Origin of the sequence: Pseudovibrio japonicus (genome assembly GCF_014651595.1) — a bacterium.
GTDB lineage: Bacteria > Pseudomonadota > Alphaproteobacteria > Rhizobiales > Stappiaceae > Pseudovibrio > Pseudovibrio japonicus.
This window is the reverse complement of sequence record NZ_BMXE01000002.1, coordinates 437,737-455,184: the sequence shown is the minus strand read 5'-3', so window position 1 is coordinate 455,184 and position 17,448 is coordinate 437,737. Positions and strand designations below refer to the sequence as shown.

Sequence of the window (17,448 nt, the reverse complement as noted above, 5' to 3'; positions counted from 1 at the left end):
TTCAGCCCTTGCAATGCGAGGGGTTGATGAAACGGCCTTCGGAATAGACGGGGCATCCATGAGCATAGGATCAGCCACACTTCGTGGAATGAGTTTCCGCAAACTTTTGACAGGGGCTACACTCGGCCTCTCGGTTTTGCTGGCTGGCTGTGTTAATTCGCCTAACTACTCATCAGTAAGGTCGCCTTTACAGCCAAATTTGAACCCTGACACCCAGCAGGGGCAGGTTGCCGGCCGGACCATTGGCAACGGCTCTGTACGTGTTGGTCTGTTGCTGCCCTATTCTGGCGAGGGTCAGTCCGCAGTTTCAGTTGCGAACCTTTTTGAAAATTCTGCCAGGCTCGCTCTGGAAGACTTTCAGGGTGCTGACATTCAGCTTCTGGTGAAGGACACCGGCGGCACAGCGGAAGGTGCAAGCTTGGCTGCCCAGCAGGCAGTCAATGAAGGCGCAGAGCTTTTGATTGGCCCGGTCTTCGCCCCAGCCGTAAAGGGAGCATCTGCTGTTGCTCGGCGCGCTGGCGTTCCAATTGTTGCGTTCTCCTCTGATACCAATGTGGCCAAGCCCGGCACCTACCTACTCAGCTATCTGCCAGTCTCTGATGTCAACCGCATCGTTTCTTACGCCGCTGAGCAGGAGCGCCGTTCCTACTCAGCTTTGCTGCCAAACAATGCCTACGGCACGATTGCTGAAGCTGCATTCCGTCAGGCCGTTGGGCAAAAAAATGGCCGGATCATTTCGATTGAGCGATACATTCCCGGCAATGCGGAAGACATCCGCGCTCGCGTCACCAGCTTGAGCCGCTCTATTTCTCAGGTCGACACCCTGTTTGTGCCGGAAGGCGGCGGTGTGCCTCCGTTTGTGATGCAGGTGATGACGGAAATGGGCGCAAGCCTCGGCGAAGTGAAAATGATCGGCAGCGGTCAGTGGAACACGCCGGATATCCTGCAGTCCCCTGTGATGGTCGGCAGCTGGTTCCCGGGACCGGACGACCAGAGCTTTGAGCGCCTCGCCGCTCGTTACCGCGAAACCTACGGCTCTCAGCCACCGCGTAATGCTTCACTGGCGTATGATGCAACCATTCTCGCCGCCGGGCTGGTACGTTCTGCCGGGCCGGACCGTTTTTCTGAACGTGTGATGACCAACCGCGATGGTTTCCTCGGCATTGACGGCATCTTCCGCTTCCGCCGCGATGGTCAGAATGACCGCGGGCTTGCTGTCTACGCCGTCACCGGAAAAGGTACCGCAGAACCAATCGCTCCAGCGCCAACCACCTTCTCCGGTCGGTTCTAAGATCTGGAACATCTGATGTTGCAAGCCTCGCTCAAAAGAGCGGGGCTTTTTTATTGCTCACGTCAACGATGGAATCTGGCCTCATCCCAACGATTTACCCAATGGGACGAAAGGCCTTTAGGAAACTAATGAAATTTGAAGGGAAAACGGCTAGTAATACCTCAGGAAATGAGTTGCTGGGCCTGATTAGAATGAAGCCCGCGCAAAAGGTGGTTTTAATATGCTTTCAGACAAGCGCATCCTTCTCATCATCACAGGCGGAATTGCCTCCTACAAATCGCTGGATCTGATCCGCCGCCTTCAGGAACGTGGTGCCAAAGTCCGTGCCGTGCTCACCAAGGGTGGCTCCCAGTTCATCACGCCTCTTGCTGTCGGTGCAATCACTGGCGATACGGTCTTCACCGAGTTGTTTGACAGAGAGGCCGAGCACGATGTTGGCCATATACGCCTCTCCCGCGAAGCTGACTTGGTTGTCGTTGCGCCGGCTACCGCAAACATCATGGCAAAGATGGCGCATGGGCTGGCGGATGATCTGGCCTCCTGCGTGCTGCTGGCAAACGACAAGCCTGTCCTCGTTGCCCCTGCCATGAACTCTAAAATGTGGAGTCATCCGGCCACCCAGCGCAATGTGGCGCAACTGAAAGCAGACGGTCTCAACTTTGTCGGTCCAAATGCAGGTGAAATGGCGGAAAAGGGTGAAGCTGGCTTTGGCCGCATGTCTGAGCCGCTCGAAATTGTGGCCGCGATCGAAGATCTCTTTGCCCCAAAGGCACAGCCCTTGAAGGGTAAACGCATTGTCATTACTGCGGGCCCAACCCATGAGCCCATAGATCCAGTGCGCTACATCGCCAATCGATCCTCCGGCAAACAGGGCTATGCCATCGCCGAGGCAGCAGCTGAAGCGGGTGCGCACGTTACCCTCGTTTCGGGCCCAACGACCCTCGAAAATCCAAAGGGTGTGCAGACGATCCGCGTTGAATCTGCAAATGCCATGCTGGCAGCCGTCCAATGTGCGCTCCCGGCGGACATCGCAATCATGGCCGCCGCCGTTGCAGATTGGCGTGTGGCGCAGGATAGCGACCAGAAAATCAAAAAGGACGGCAGCGGCCAACCACCGGCGCTGCACCTTGTCGAAAACCCGGATATCCTGAGAACCATTGGCCATCTGCAGGAGAAACGACCGAAATTGGTCGTTGGTTTTGCTGCCGAAACGAATGACCTGATCAACAATGCACGCGGCAAGCTAGAGCGTAAAGGCGCTGACCTGATTGTGGCAAATGACGTTAGCCCCGAGAACAACGTGATGGGCGGTGACAACAACACCGTGCGTCTTGTAACCCATGACGGCGTTGAAGACTGGCCAAAAATGGGTAAGGACGAAGTTGCCCGCCAACTCGTTGAGAAGATCGCAGCGCTTTCATAAAGGCCTGCAGCGCAGATCCATTTTAAAAAAGGCCGGTATCTGTGTACCGGCCTTTCTTGTGTCTTAAGAAGAAACCTGTTCACTCGCGCGCTCTGCGCTCAAAAGCGGTTTCTCAAGGATCATATCCGAAGCTTTTTCGGCAATCATGATGGTTGGCGCATTGGTGTTGCCTGAGATCAGTGAAGGCATCACAGAGGCATCAATGACGCGCAAGCCTTCCATCCCATGTACCTTGAGATCTGACCCAACCACCGACATGGCATCCTTGCCCATCTTGCAGGTCCCGATTGGGTGGTAGATCGTCTCTGCCCGTTCCCGCACCGCTTGTTTGATGCTTTCTTCGTCATGGCCGATCTCATAAAGCATGTCCTCGCGATACTCAGAAAGTTCAGGCCCCTCCATAATCTCTCGGGTCATGCGGATGCCCTTGACCATCACATCCATATCGTCAGGGTCTGAAAGATAGTTCGGATCAATGCGCGGCGCGTCCATTGGGTTGGCTGAGTTGAGCCCCACTTCGCCGGTTGATTTTGGCCTCAGGACGCAGATATGGCAACCATATCCATACCCTCTATAAAGCTTCTGTCCGTGTTGATCGACAATGGAGATAACAAGATGAAGCTGGATATCCGGGCGATCTAGATCCGGGCTGGTCTTTAGAAAAGCGCCGCCCTCTCCCGCTGGAGATGCGATCCTGCCAGACCCGTCTTTACGCCACTTCATGACCTCTTTGAGCAGCTGGATACCAGGCTTTAGCCCCAACCCCAGCATATCTGGTTTGTTGGAGCGGTAGCTTAGTGTGTAATCCAGATGGTCCTGTAGGTTCTTTCCAACGCCTGGCAGGTCATGCAGTACCGGAATATTGTGTTTCGCCAGTTCATCCGCAGGTCCAACTCCAGAGAGCATCAGCAGCTGAGGAGACTGGAAAGCGCCTGCAGACAGAATTACTTCGCGTTTGGCGTTCACGGTCTCAAGCTTGCGCTTGCGTTTATACTCCACACCAACCGCTTTTTTACCCTCAAACAGCACTCGTGTGGTATGCGCGTGGGTCAAAATGGTTAGGTTAGGCCGGTCCATGATCGGATGCAGGTAGGCTGCCGCAGCTGAACAGCGCTCGCCTTTCTTATCTTCCTGATGGAACTGGGTGACCTGATAAAGCCCGACCCCTTCCTGATCATCGCCGTTAAAATCATTGTTGCGCTTGATTTGACGCCCTTCAGCCGCTGCAATAAAGGCGTGGGTGATTGGAGCTGGTGAGCGTTGCTCCGAAACCTGCAAAGGACCGGATGCCCCGTGCAGTTCGCTTTCGCCGCGCTGATTGCTCTCTGACTTCTTGAAGTAGGGCAGCACCTCGTCAAACGACCAACCGTCTGCGCCTTTTTCGACCCAGCCGTCATAGTCCTCTTTCTGGCCGCGAACATAGAGCTGTGCGTTGATAGCACTGGAACCGCCCAGAGCCTTGCCGCGTGGGTGGTACGTTGTGCGGTTGTTTAGTTCGGTCTGTGGAACAGAATTAAACGCCCAGTTGTTGATGGGGAAGGGTTTTCCGGAGACCATAACTGAAATGCCCAACGGAGCGCGCACAAGTATCGACTTGCCTTCGCCCCCTGCTTCAAGCAGGCAAACGGAAATAGACGGGTCTTCCGAAAGTCGTGCCGCAAGCACAGAACCTGCTGAGCCACCCCCAACAATTACATAATCAAAGTCCATAATATCCCCTCCCAGGTTGGCAGATGTTACTCGGAACTTCCCTAAACGGAAATAGAAATGTGGGAGAGGTCCGCCAAAGGGCGAACTTCGGGATTGCTTAGCTCTGGTAAGCTGTGGTTGGATTGCCGAAGAACCCTGCGGGATGTATCCTTAAGATGTAAGTATCTACACTTATATCCGACTATTGTATCAACAAGAGAGCCAAGGTCGCTGCGGGGACATCATGTATGGCGAGAGTGAGCAAGCGGGCACAATTGACTGGCTGATGTCAGGAGACCCTTCCATTGCCTATCAGACGGCGCGGGACCTTTTGGAGGAAGACCGCCCTGACTTACAGCAGGAGATCCCCAAGTCGGGTTGGGGTAAGGCTTTGCTTAACGCCAGAAACGCCAATGGAGGCTGGGGAGATAGCTACTACACCCCCAAGTGGGCTTGCACACACTACGTGCTGCTGGACCTCGTCAACATGTCATTCCCCAGTGATCAAGCGGGTATTCAGCAGCTCGTGCAGAAGATAGCCAGACAGAACATTGCCCATGATGGTGGTCTGGGAGTTCTACCTGACGAGAAAAAGAGCGATACCTGCATAACAGCCGTATTTTTGAACGTTGCCTGCTATTTCGGACTTCCGGAGGATCATTTAAAAACCTTCATTGATTTCCTGATCGCACATCAAATTTCAGACGGAGGCTTCAATTGTCAGGTCAATCGATCAGGATGCAGGTCCTCATCCCTTCATTCAACGATCTCGGTTCTTGAGGCCTTGCAGCGATTGGAAGAAAATGCCTATCAGTATCGGAGGTCTGAGTTACAGGTGATCGCAGAAGCTGCTCGCGCCTTCATAAGGCGGCACAGGTTCTTTCGGTCCGAAAGAACAGGCCAAGTCATCCACCCCAGCTTCCTCAAGCTGCCCTACCCGACAAGATGGTACTACAACATCCTGCGTGGTCTGGATCATTTCCGCGCAGCAAATCAAGACCATGACGCTTCCATGGATGGCGCGTTGAAAGAGCTAAGCAGCCTTCAAAGAGCCGATGGGCGCTGGCCCCGTATGGCAAAGATTCCGGGTCAGGCCATTCTTGATTTTGAAACTGGCCATGGAGCAAGCCGCTGGAACACCCTGTTGATTTTGCGCGTGCTTAAGCACTTTTCGAATGCAGAGAAAGAGGTTACCCCCGCCGCAAGTTTCTCTGATTCGGATCCGTCAGATCATGCAGACGGTTCGCCGCAGCCTGCGCAAACCGCAAAATAACTGCCTTGCGGGTGGCCGCGGACAGCTTGTGCTCTGGCGCTTCACGAATGATTTCGGCCATGTAGTCATCTGCCAGAATAAATCCAGTCTCTTCCGGAAAAATGTCTTGCGGCACATCCGGGCTGGTTGCGAAGAACAGGCGGTCGCAATAATCGCGGTACTCATGCCACTTGTTGTCTGCTTTGAAGTCTTCAATAGAGGACTTGATCTCGATGATCCAAATCTCTGATTTTTTGCCAAGAACCACAAGATCAGCCCGCCGCCCCGAGGCCAGCGTCACTTCCGGCAGGCTCGTAAGACCCAGCACACGCAGATACCGCTGCACCCCCCGCTGTATCTTCAGCGCACGCTCAGACTGACGGCCATCAACAAGTGGATCATCAAGTTGAACGCGATTTGACCCTTTCACAAAATCCATGAAATCGTTCCCACTTTGTTCCTTGTGATCTTAACAAGCTACCAGACAAATTCAATCAGAGATTGGATCAGACTCTCATGGAGTTGCAGGCACATCCAACTCCAGCTGCGCCGCAAGCTGCATCATTCGCTCGTCAATCGGAAAATGCCTCGCGCATTCTATGAGTGCTTCACGCGCTTTCCTACGGTTCGAAGAGCTGAGATACAGTTCGCTCGCCCGAACAAGAAAGCTCTTACGCCAGCGCTTCGGCGTCGTCCGCATCACTGCATCGTTCTGCAAGATATGATGCCAGTCTTGAAGCAACTGAGCCCCCTCCAACGGCCTTCCCTGCAAAGCCAGATGCTCGGCCTTCAATAGCGCATATCCTGGATTGTCACTGACCAACCTCGGCTCATTGGTGAACTGTATGGTTTCGCCACCTGCCAGCGTCACGCCAAGCTGAACAAAGGCCTCGCAATCCTCAACGCTTGGCGCTGCCAAAAGGTGTCGATCAGCAAGCAGCTTTGACGCATCGCGCTGAAAGGTCTTGATCAGCTGGCGGACAATATTGAGGGAGTAAAGCTGATCATGCAGCGCATGGGGTCCTGCAACCCCATAGCACTTTCTATTATCGCAAGATGGCAGCGTGCGCACAGCGAGGTAGCCACTCGTATCGACCCAATCGAACAGCCCGAAGAAGAGATGAACGGGATGCCGCAAGCTTCCTGACAAAAGCGCTAGCAGCTCTGCCTGATCAGGAGCAGCAACCTCAAGATAAGCCGCACTCTGCGTGCCAGCCGTACCCAGCCCCAACTCTGGAGAAAACGCGAAAATCTCGCCGTCCTGACGCCGAAGACCGGTGATCAGGGCGCCATAAGCCCCCATGGAGGCCCCGTAATAGATAATCCGCTCTGGCTTCTCCCGCGCAACCGCCTCATCAATGGCCCGGTCAATGGTGCCTTCCCCATTCAGGTACCATTGTGAGCGGGTATCATTCACAAAGACACAGGCGTGCTGCGTTTTTGCAAATAGCCGCTCAAGCCCAAATTTGCCCGAGGGTATCCGCACCTGAGAGAAAACCACCACAAGCACGCCGCTGTGGCCACCGGATTGGAATTTCACCTCCAATCCGCGTGCGCTTACCTGCTGAAATGTCGCATAATCCGACATTGCGTAGAGCGCTTAAGGCTTCTTGCGCTTGAGATAACCAGCGTTGCCACCTTCAGGCGTAGAAGCCTCCTGCGATGGTTTGCTTGGTGACCGGCGTGGCGGTGCTTGCTTACCCGGCTTTGCAGCAGATTTGCCTTTTGGCTTTTGCGCAAACTTTCCGCCACCGGGGCCTTTGCGCTGTCCGCCAAACTTCTGCTTCTTGCCTGCCACTTGCGCATTGCTGCGCGCACTCTTGGGCTCACGATCAGACGGGAAGAAGGTGTACCCATCCATCTCCGCGATCTTCTTGCCAATCAGCTTTTGTACCGCTCGCAGCATACCGCGGTCTTCCGGCAAACAGAACGTAATCGCCGTTCCGCTTTTACCCGCGCGTGCTGTACGGCCAATGCGGTGCACGTAGTTCTCGGTCGCATTCGGCATATCGAAGTTGACCACGTGAGAGATGTCCGAAACATCAATTCCGCGGGCTGCCACATCCGTCGCCACAAGGGTTTTCAGTTGCCCCCGCTTAAACTTGTCCAGCGTCTTTTGGCGCTCTGCCTGAGACATGTCGCCGTGAATGGCTTCCGCCGGCACGTCCTCTGCGTTCAACCGCGCAGCAAGTCGCGCACTTCCCTTCTTTGTGAGCGTAAACACCAGCGCCCGTTCGCACTCATCGCTGGCCAGCAGCTCTTTGAGCAACGGGTACTTGGCGTCACTTTCAAGATGGGCAATCTTTTGAGTAACAGTCTCAACCGTCGTTGCCGGTGGTGCAGTGCTCACCTCAACAGGGTCGATCAAAAAGCGATCAGCAAGCTCACGAATTTCGGCAGGCATCGTTGCGGAGAAAAGCAAAGTCTGACGCTTTTTCGGCAGCAAATAAGCGATCTCTTCCAGCTCCGCGATAAAGCCCATGTCCAGCATCTGATCTGCTTCATCCAGAACGAAGATTTCCAGTTCATCAAAGCTGACACCGTTCTTGCGGTGCAGGTCAAGCAAACGCCCCGGCGTTGCTACCAGTACATCCAGACCACGCTGCAAAGCGCGGAACTGCGGAGGAAACGGAACGCCTCCAACAACACAGCTGGTGTACATCTTGGTACGGCCTGAATAGGCCTTGATGTTCTTGGTAATCTGATCCGCCAGCTCGCGGGTGGGCGTCAGAATAAGGCTACGCACGCTCTTTGGGGCAGCGCGAAACCGGCTCTCAAGCAAGCGCTGAAGCAGCGGCACTGCGAAAGCTGCGGTTTTACCCGTTCCTGTCTGGGCAAGGCCAAGCAGGTCCTTCCCTTCCAGAATAGACGGAATGGCATTTTCCTGAATGGGTGTTGGCTCGCTGTAGCCTTTAGCTTTCAGCGCGATCTGAAATGGTTTTGCAACACCAAGTTTGTCGAAGTCGGTCAAACAGTGATCTCTCAAATGAGCAGAGTATCCGAAACCGGTTCTGCTGATTTCATTGCGGGTACATAGCGTATCCCCAAAAAGAGGAGGCCGGTTTTCGGATAGGGCTACGCATAAACCAAAACCAGTTTGAGTGATCCAGTCCAGAGGCAAGCAGCCTTGGATTTTTCTGCCGGAAAAGTCTCTGCGGCTCGGTTTGATCGGGCTATTAACATAGACCCGCCACATTATGCTAGAATTATTGTAGGACAGCAAAATATTCCGGTTGTACCGGCAAGAAAAGGGCGACAATTCGGGTTAGCGTAGTGCAGCTACTTGCATGTTTCATGTACTTCTTTATGTATGGATATCAAGAATAAAGAAGCCGCTTCTACGGCCCTCATCCTATAAATGGCCTGCTGCTAATAACATTGAAGACTAGGGTTCGAGCTTTGATTGATGTAAATTTTGAAGACTTAGAAGAAAACGCTGAGGAAGCTGCCCGGCTTCTTGCTAACATGGCGCACCCCAAGCGCCTGATGGTGCTATGTCGACTGGTCCAGAGCGAATGTACTGTAGGTGAACTTGCCGAAGCCGTGAATCTAAGCCAGTCGGCACTGTCACAACACCTTGCTAAGATGCGCGCCAGCAATCTGGTTTCTACCCGCCGCAGCGCTCAGACAATCTACTACACTCTCGCAAGTGTTGAAGTCGAATCCGTTCTGCAAACGCTCTACGGTCTTTACTGCGCGCCTCAGGAAAATGAAGCATAACAGGGCCCGTTAAGGCCCCGCTATCACCACCGAGCTGCCATCCCACCTGATTTTTTCTGTTGCATTCGGTAGTCTCAGGAATGCCTGAAGGTCTAACGGAATTTCATCCTCAGACTTCAGGCCCGAAAACTCGCCAAACAGCCGCACAGTTTCTTCGTCTAGCACACCACCAACATACAAGTCTGAAATTGCTCCGCTTGCATCGGAGAGCTTGAAGCGGGTTTCCCAAAGCCAGAACACCTGCCTGTGGTCCTGATCACTCTCGTAAATCATCGTCAGGACAGGCAGAAAACCTTCGTTTGTGTGAGGGACCGGAGGCAGATCGGCCGCCGGGGTTTCGCCTTGCAGATAGCCCGTCGCAGTCGGCAGAGACCATTCGGGGGCTCTCTGCCAGCCAAGCGCGGTGAGTTCCTGCTCCAGTTGCTCTGGTGTGCCAGACCACTGCAGCGCAATCGGTTCTTCCAGATCACCGGTAATGGCGATGCGCTTTGCAGGTAGCAATCGCCAGTCCTGAAGACGCCAGCTGGACTTCTGCAGAACAACGTTCTCGCTGCGCGGCTGGTAGGTCTCCGCAGCACGCGAATAGTTGTTGCTGATATGCCAGAAAGACGCCAGCGCCATGACGCAGATTGCGATGAGCGCCAACGCGGTGCGGCCGACTTTCTCGTTATGGATATGTCCGAAGACAAACGAGAAGAAGAACACAGTTCCTGAGCCGAACAGCAAGCCCGCCAGCACATCTGAAAGCCAGTGTGCGCCGAGATAAACCCGTGAGAACCCAATCAAGATTGCGGCGGTTGCGGCAACGGAATAGATGATCGTCTTGCTCAGGCGTGATCTTTCATGAGCCACGAGAACCGCAACGACCCCGATCAGAACCGTGTTGATGGTTGCGTGACCTGAAGGGAACGAGAGCGTACCTGAGTCAACAACAAGCTCCATTGGCCGTTGCCGGCCAATCAAAGCCTTGGTGATCAGCACAAAGACGGAGGAGCTAACAATCGCGATGACGAAGCCTGTCCCGCGCCGCCAGGCTTTACGCCCAAAAAGATAGAGACCGACCGCAACGATAACTGTGCCGCTGACGGGACCATCCCCCATCATGGTGATCATGACCATGATCTTGTCGATAATCGGCGTCCGGGCAATCTGAAAGAAGTTGCTGATCGCAAGGTCAGCACGCGCCATCGGCATGCCGAGCGCCACTGCCCCGCTAAACCAGATAAAGCCGGGGATGGTGATAAGCAAAAAGAACGCTGATACCAGCATCCCCACACTGCGTGGGTTCTCCGGGTCATATGTCCGCGCAATCCATTGGCTCAATCGGCCAGGTCGCCGCGCAAACCAGTTGACGGTTGCCTGATGCGATCCACCAACGATTGGCAGAATAAACATGATCACCCAACGGATCAGTGCGATCGCAATCAAAAGAACCAGCAGCAAGCCGCCAATAATAATTGCCAAACGCGTATTAATTTCACCAATAGCAAACAAAGCAGAACCCGCCATAACGCCGGGGATCAAATGAAGGGCGGCCCAGGCAAACGCCGATGTCACGTTGAAGAAGGTAAAGCGGCCAAAACTCATGTCCGCCATACCGGCAATACCCGGTACCACAGACTTCACACCCGGTACAAATCTGCCAATAAAGATGCTCTTCCCACCGTGTTGGGCAAAATAATCTTCACCCCGTTTCAGCCAGTCGGGATACTTGCTTAGCGGCCAGATGGTCCGCACCTTGTCCTTGAAAAAGTAACCAAACCAATAGGAAAATGCGTCGCCTGTGACAGCGCCTGCAGTCGTCCATAAGAAGATACTCAGAAAGGGTAGCTCACCAAGGCCAATGAGCGTTCCCGCCCCCACAAGAACAACCGTGCTGGGAAACACCAGTCCGATCAGAAAAAGTGCTTCGCCCATTGCGACGATAAAGCAGATCAGACCAGCAAAAGCTGGATTTGCTGCAATGAAATCAACAATTTGGTTGAGGAATGTGGTGACGAAGTCAACGTTCACTGAAAAGTCTCTAGCTCTTTCTGAAGGCACTTAAGATCGTTGGGGTGATCACCTGAAAGGTATACATCGTGTTAAGGTGACCAAAATATGGTCTGCATTTATTTACATTTTATATGCACGCATCTGGCGCTTTAAAAGCGAAATGACAAGTCCAAAACCTCTTAAAAAGCATAATAGTCCCACTATTAAGAACCACAGATCCAATCTGGTGGCGAAAAACATCGTTTAGCTCTTTAAGCAACAATACGATATGGCTATTCTTGCCTCACAGTCGAATGAGAAAAAATAACGTTTTAGCGCCATGCCCCAGATTCGAAGGTCACATGCATGTTTCAATCCGCAAATATTCCTCAGACAGTCAGCAAAGAATTGCTCCAGAAAAGACTGCCCGAACTCCGTGAGGAATTGTTGGAAGTTCAGCACAAGCTGAGAGAGAACAAGGCCTTTGCAACGATCATTTTGCTTGCAGGCGTAGATGGTGCAGGCAAGGGAGCAGCGATCTCCCGGTTGTATGAATGGATGGATGCCCGTTATCTGTTCTGCAATGCTTACCACGAAGAACGCAGTGAATCTGAACGCGCCCGTCCAGCATCCTGGCGCTATTGGCGTGACCTCCCTGCGCGCGGAGAAACCTCCATCGTCTTCGGCTCATGGTATCAGTCTCCGCTGCGAGATTCAGTGATGGGCAGGATTGATGATGCAGAACTGGAGCGCCAGCTTTCAGCCATCAACCGCTTTGAAAAGATGCTGGCGAATGAGCACGTTCTCCTCCTCAAATTCTGGTTTACCCTTCCCAAGCAGGAGCAGGAAGAACGCCTGCATTCCATTGAAGAAAAGGGTAAGAAAGGTCGCCACTTTCTTGAGGAATGGTCAGGCGCAGAGCACTATCGCGCCGCACAGAACGCAGGTGAGAAGGCCTCCCTGCAAACCAGCACGGGCTATGCGCCTTGGTTTGTCATCCCCTCTCAGGACCCGGATGTTCGCGATCTCGCTCTGGCGGAGACTATTGCGCAATCCATGAGAAAAAAGCTGGAAAGCGGAAGCAGTGAACCGATCTCCGCACCTGCTGTTGTAACAACCCTATCTCAAGCCAATGCCGTCGACGCGATTGATCTGACTGCAACAATCTCCAAGGAAGACTACAAGCAAGAGCTTGAAGAGCTTCAGGACAAGATGGCGTACCTGACAGACCGCAAACGCTTTAGAAAGTTCGGTTTCATCTCCGTGTTTCAGGGCAACGATGCAGCTGGCAAAGGTGGTTCAATCCGCCGTCTAACCCGCTCCATGGATCCGCGAAATTACAAAGTCCACCCAATCGCGGCCCCTTCTGTCGAGGAAAAGCTACATCCATATCTCTGGCGTTTCTGGCGCCGTTTGCCGAAAAAGGGCCACAGTGCGATCTTCGACCGCTCATGGTACGAGCGTGTTCTTGTCGAACGCATCGAAGGCTTTTGCTCCGAAGGTGACTGGATGCGTGCCTACAATGAAATCAACGCCTTCGAAAAAGAGCTGACGGACGCTGGCTTCATCCTCTGCAAATTCTGGCTCGCGATCTCTGAAGAAGAGCAACTGCGCCGCTTCAAAGCACGAGAAGAAACCGCCTACAAGAACTATAAGATCACCGAGGAAGATTGGCGCAACCGCCTGAAATGGAACGAATACTCAGTCGCTGCAGGAGATATGGTGGACCGCACCTCCACCCGCTACGCCCCATGGACGCTGATCTCTTCTGAAGACAAACGCTACGCCCGTATTCAGGTTCTTCGAACCACCGTGAACGCCCTAGAAAAAGCAATGAAGAAGAAGGAGCAATAGCGCCCTCTTCATAGAAAAGCACTGCAAAATACCCTGTCACAGAACACCACGTGACAGGGCGTTTTGCTGAGGTTGAGTTACAAAGCCATCAGAGCGGCAAAGTAGGAGTATCCGCGCCTTACACCACATTCCGCTCAATCAGCGGCTTGTTTGCAGCCAGACGCTCGACGCCCAGTTCGGAAAGGTCCAGCGTTTCATAGCCTCCAGTGACGATATATTCCGCCAGACCCCGCCCAACCGCAGGGCTTTGCTGCAAACCATGGCCTGAGAACCCAAGTGCGATATAAAAGTCCTCAATACCGGGAACTGGGCCCATGAACGCGTTATGGTCGAACAGGTTCACGTCATAATGCCCTGCCCATGCCGCACCGGACTTGATAGCTTCAAACGCAGGAATGCGCGTTGCCAGCGTTGGCCAGAGATGCTCCTCGAAGAAGGAATGATCCACCTCATAGTCAAAGCAATCCGGGTCCTGCGCTTCATCAGGCGAGCTGCCACAGATAAAACCGGTCCCTTCAGGACGCACATAAGTACCATTCGGATCAATCAGCAACGGCAGACCCGGAACCTCCTCACGGCATTCAAAGGTGAAGATCATCCGCTTTTTGGAATGCACGGGCGCTTCAAAGCCAGCTTCCATGCAAATTTGGGTCCCCCCTGAGGCGCCAGCTGCATTCACCACCACGCCAGCTTCCACCTGCTCCCCATTGGAGAGTGTCAAAATCCAGCTTCCACCAATGATTTTTTCCAGATGAACCACCTGATACGGCTCGTAAGGCACATTCAAAGAGCGTGCTTTGCGCCGAAAAGCCTGCATCAGACCATAACCGTCAAACCAGCCTTCACCCGAAAGACCGTGGCAGCCGGCAGAAAGATCTGAGACATTCAGCCATGGAAACTTGGCCTTGAGTGCATCCGTTTCCAGAAACCCAATATCTGCACCCATCTTCTGCTGCAGAGCATGATTCTCCTCCAAAATGCTGCGCTTGTCTGGTGTTGCAAGGAACAGATAGCCGCCCTCAACCAGATCAATGCGCGGCTTGTCGCCGTCCACGGCCAGCAGGTTGCCGATATTGCGTAGGAAATCGATCCCATAGAGCGAGATATCGATGTTTACCGCAGAGGAGAATTGTTGGCGAATAGAGGCAGCAGAGAGTGCTGAGGCACAATGTTGATAGGACGGGTCTTTTTCGAAGACCACAATGTGACCTTTAAAATCGTCGCGCTGAGCAAGATGGTACGCCACGGACGAGCCGATGACAGCCCCCCCAATAATAGCAACATCAACTGAAGCCACCGCCATAGTCACACCTGAATACTGAGAAATGAAAGAGGAAAGAACCGACGCCCGAAATATTTGGCGGGCATTGCGGGCGCCGGTCTAAGAGGAAGGCGAAGCGCCTCCCAAAGAATATCAAGTGTCGTCTGGAAAAGGCCTCCCAGCGTTTTTTGCAAGACGACGCTTCTGATCAGGGCTTAAAAGAAAGCCTGAAGGCCAGTCTGTGCACGACCTAGAATAAGGGCGTGAACGTCATGCGTACCTTCATAAGTGTTGACGGTCTCAAGATTCTGAGCATGGCGCATCACCATGAACTCCTCGGAGATGCCGTTACCACCGTGCATGTCACGAGCCTGACGGGCGATGTCCAGCGCTTTACCGCAATTGTTGCGTTTCACGATGGAAATCATCTCAGGCGCTACACGGCCGTCGTCAAACAGGCGACCAACACGCAGGGAAGCCTGAAGGCCAAGGGTAATCTCGGTCTGCATGTCTGCCAGCTTCTTCTGGAACAGCTGTGTCTGCGCCAACGGACGGTTGAACTGTTTGCGGTCCAGACCGTATTGACGGGCACGCATCCAGCAATCTTCCGCAGCACCAAGAGAGCCCCAGGAGATGCCATAGCGTGCACGGTTCAGGCAGCCGAACGGACCTTTCAGGCCAGAAACGTTAGGCAGCAGCGCATCTTCGCCCACTTCCACGTTGTCCATCACGATTTCACCGGTGATGGAGGCACGCAGAGACAGCTTGCCCTCGATCTTGGGTGCGGAAAGACCTTCCATACCTTTTTCAAGAACGAAACCACGGATCTTGTTGTCATGCGCTTCAGACTTCGCCCAAACCACAAACACGTCTGCAATCGGTGAGTTGGAGATCCACATTTTGGAACCGGTGATGCGGTATCCGCTCTCGGTCTTAACAGCGCGGGTGCGCATTCCAGCGGGATCAGAACCAGCATCAGGCTCGGTCAGACCAAAACAGCCCACATATTCACCAGAAGCAAGCTTCGGCAAATACTTCATGCGCTGCTCTTCAGAGCCATATGCATAGATCGGGTACATCACCAGCGAGGACTGAACACTCATCATGGAGCGGTAGCCGCTGTCGACGCGCTCAACTTCGCGCGCAACAAGACCATAAGCCACGTAAGACGCGCCTGAGCCACCATATTGCTCAGGAAGAGTCACACCAAGCAAACCCTGCTCGCCCATCTCGTTGAAGATGGAGCGGTCGGTTTTTTCTTCGCGGTAAGCTTCTACCACGCGGGGAAGAAGCTTTTCCTGAGCGTAGGCACGTGCGCTTTCCATGATGAGGACTTCGTCTTCATTCAACTGGTCGCGCAGCAGGAATGGGTCTTCCCAATTGAAGACACCACCGCCGGTTGGATCACTACTCATGCCTGAAATTCCTTATTCAACGTCAAACTTAACACCCTGCGCCAATGGAAGAGCGCCAGAGTAGTTGATGGTGTTGGTTGCGCGGCGCATATAAGCCTTCCAGGCATCAGAACCAGCTTCACGGCCACCACCGGTTTCTTTCTCACCGCCAAATGCGCCACCAATTTCAGCACCGGACGGGCCGATATTGACGTTTGCAATGCCGCAGTCAGAGCCAAGAACAGAAACAAAGGTTTCTGCTTCTCCCATGTCCTTGGTGAAGACGGAAGAAGACAGACCAGCACCAACGCCGTTCTGAATTTCAATTGCTTCATCAAAGTCGCTGTAGCGAATGACATAAAGGATCGGAGCAAAAGTTTCTTCCAGCACAGGACCGACCTGACCCGGCATTTCAACGACCGCTGGCTGAACGTAATAGGCATTCGGATATTCATCCGCCATCACACGCTCACCACCATGAACAGTGCCGCCGGCTGCCTTCGCAGCTTCCAGAGCTTTCTGCATGTTGTCGAAAGCCTCTTTGTCGATAAGCGGACCGATCAAAGTACCTTCTTCAGTTGGGATACCAATCTTCACAGAAGCGTAAGCCTTGATCAGACGTGGGATCAGCGCATCATAAACGCTGTCATGTGTGATCAGGCGACGCAAGGATGTACAACGCTGACCACAAGTGCCCATAGCCGCAAACGCAACACCGCGTAGGGTCAGATCCAGATCAGCAGACGGGGTCACGATCGCTGCGTTGTTGCCGCCCAGCTCAAGGATGGACTTACCAAAGCGCTGTGCAACGCGTGGACCAACCTGACGGCCCATACGGGTGGAACCGGTTGCAGAGATAACAGGCACGCGCTTGTCGTCGACCAGTGCTTCACCAACTTCACGGCCACCGTGAATAACTTCCAGCAGGCCCTTCGGCGCATCATCACCAAATTTTGCAGCTGCGCGCTCATAAAGCGCCTGAACAGCCATTGCTGTCAGAGGAGACTTTTCAGACGGCTTCCAAACAACGGAGTCACCACAAACAAAGGCCAGTGCAGCGTTCCATGACCAAACTGCAACTGGGAAGTTGAATGCGGAGATCACGCCAACAACACCAGATGGGTGCCAGGTTTCCATCATTCGGTGACCCGGACGCTCGGTCGCAATGGTTAGACCGTAGAGCTGACGGGACAGTCCAACTGCAAAGTCGCAGATGTCGATCATTTCCTGAACTTCACCCAGACCTTCAGAGGTGATCTTACCTGCTTCCAGGCTCACCAGCTTGCCAAGGTCGTCTTTGTAAGTGCGAAGCTCTTCACCCAGCAGACGAACCAGCTCACCACGGCGAGGCGCAGGCAGTTTGCGCCACTCTTTGAAAGCATCATGCGCACGACCAACGGCAGCGGAGGTTTCCTCAACGCTGTTTTCCTTGATCATCGCCAGTGTTTCACCGGAGTTAGGAGAAGTCGCAGCAAGCGTACCACCCTCCAAAGCAGCGCGGGCAACACCCATGCGCTCCATGAGTTCGATTGTTTCGTGTGCGAATTGCGCGGTATCCAGACCTACGGTCATTGAAGTCCCCAAATTGTG

13 protein-coding genes are annotated in these 17,448 nt (G+C 53.6%); 5 read left to right on the top strand and 8 right to left on the bottom strand.

What is annotated here, in order from left to right:
• The first annotated feature begins 58 nt into the window (after window positions 1–58).
• Together IE076_RS06840 and coaBC are read left to right on the top strand one after the other, a co-directional pair.
• A complete protein-coding gene (locus tag IE076_RS06840; RefSeq protein ID WP_189436018.1) occupies window positions 59–1,291 on the top strand; it encodes a penicillin-binding protein activator in 1,233 nt (410 codons plus the stop codon).
• A 220-nt stretch (window positions 1,292–1,511) separates the two neighbouring features.
• A complete protein-coding gene (gene coaBC / locus IE076_RS06835; protein WP_189436017.1) occupies window positions 1,512–2,714 on the top strand; it encodes a bifunctional phosphopantothenoylcysteine decarboxylase/phosphopantothenate--cysteine ligase CoaBC in 1,203 nt (400 codons plus the stop codon).
• Window positions 2,715–2,777: 63 nt separating this feature from the next.
• Here the strand turns inward: coaBC and IE076_RS06830 are convergent, their stop codons facing one another.
• Window positions 2,778–4,424, bottom strand: a complete 1,647-nt coding sequence (locus IE076_RS06830) for a GMC family oxidoreductase (RefSeq protein ID WP_189436016.1) — start codon at window positions 4,422–4,424, stop codon at window positions 2,778–2,780.
• A 223-nt stretch (window positions 4,425–4,647) separates the two neighbouring features.
• Between IE076_RS06830 and IE076_RS06825 the strand changes: the two genes are divergently transcribed.
• Complete coding sequence (locus tag IE076_RS06825; protein ID WP_189436015.1) at window positions 4,648–5,676, top strand: prenyltransferase/squalene oxidase repeat-containing protein; 1,029 nt, start codon at window positions 4,648–4,650, stop codon at window positions 5,674–5,676.
• On the opposite strand, the gene IE076_RS06820 is transcribed toward IE076_RS06825, so the two are convergent.
• From IE076_RS06820 to IE076_RS06810, 3 genes are all read right to left on the bottom strand, one after another.
• The gene (locus IE076_RS06820; protein WP_189436014.1) at window positions 5,594–6,094 is read right to left on the bottom strand and encodes an MmcB family DNA repair protein; all 501 of its coding nucleotides are present in this window, start codon (window positions 6,092–6,094) and stop codon (window positions 5,594–5,596) included. The genes IE076_RS06825 and IE076_RS06820 overlap by 83 nt on opposite strands.
• Before the next feature lie 75 nt (window positions 6,095–6,169).
• The gene (locus tag IE076_RS06815) at window positions 6,170–7,243 is read right to left on the bottom strand and encodes an alpha/beta hydrolase (protein ID WP_209008914.1); all 1,074 of its coding nucleotides are present in this window, start codon (window positions 7,241–7,243) and stop codon (window positions 6,170–6,172) included.
• A 12-nt stretch (window positions 7,244–7,255) separates the two neighbouring features.
• Window positions 7,256–8,626, bottom strand: coding sequence for a DEAD/DEAH box helicase (locus IE076_RS06810; RefSeq protein ID WP_189436013.1), 1,371 nt, complete (start codon window positions 8,624–8,626; stop codon window positions 7,256–7,258).
• Window positions 8,627–9,054: 428 nt separating this feature from the next.
• On the opposite strand from IE076_RS06810, the gene IE076_RS06805 reads away from it, so the two are divergent.
• The gene (locus IE076_RS06805; RefSeq protein ID WP_189436012.1) at window positions 9,055–9,375 is read left to right on the top strand and encodes an ArsR/SmtB family transcription factor; all 321 of its coding nucleotides are present in this window, start codon (window positions 9,055–9,057) and stop codon (window positions 9,373–9,375) included.
• Between the two features lie 9 nt (window positions 9,376–9,384).
• On the opposite strand, the gene IE076_RS22970 is transcribed toward IE076_RS06805, so the two are convergent.
• Complete coding sequence (locus IE076_RS22970) at window positions 9,385–11,388, bottom strand: bifunctional DedA family/phosphatase PAP2 family protein (protein WP_189436011.1); 2,004 nt, start codon at window positions 11,386–11,388, stop codon at window positions 9,385–9,387.
• 327 nt (window positions 11,389–11,715) lie between these two features.
• Here IE076_RS22970 and pap point away from each other — a divergent pair, with 327 nt between their 5' ends.
• Window positions 11,716–13,203, top strand: a complete 1,488-nt coding sequence (pap, locus tag IE076_RS06795; protein ID WP_189436010.1) for a polyphosphate:AMP phosphotransferase — start codon at window positions 11,716–11,718, stop codon at window positions 13,201–13,203.
• Between the two features lie 118 nt (window positions 13,204–13,321).
• Here pap and IE076_RS06790 read toward each other — a convergent pair whose 3' ends face one another.
• The 3 genes from IE076_RS06790 to amaB form a co-directional block, all read right to left on the bottom strand.
• A complete protein-coding gene (locus tag IE076_RS06790) occupies window positions 13,322–14,506 on the bottom strand; it encodes an NAD(P)/FAD-dependent oxidoreductase (protein WP_189436009.1) in 1,185 nt (394 codons plus the stop codon).
• Window positions 14,507–14,679: 173 nt separating this feature from the next.
• Entirely contained in the window at window positions 14,680–15,879 is a 1,200-nt protein-coding gene (locus tag IE076_RS06785) for an acyl-CoA dehydrogenase (protein ID WP_189436008.1), read from the bottom strand.
• A gap of 12 nt (window positions 15,880–15,891) precedes the next feature.
• Entirely contained in the window at window positions 15,892–17,430 is a 1,539-nt protein-coding gene (gene amaB, locus IE076_RS06780; RefSeq protein WP_189436007.1) for an L-piperidine-6-carboxylate dehydrogenase, read from the bottom strand.
• Window positions 17,431–17,448: the final 18 nt, after the last annotated feature.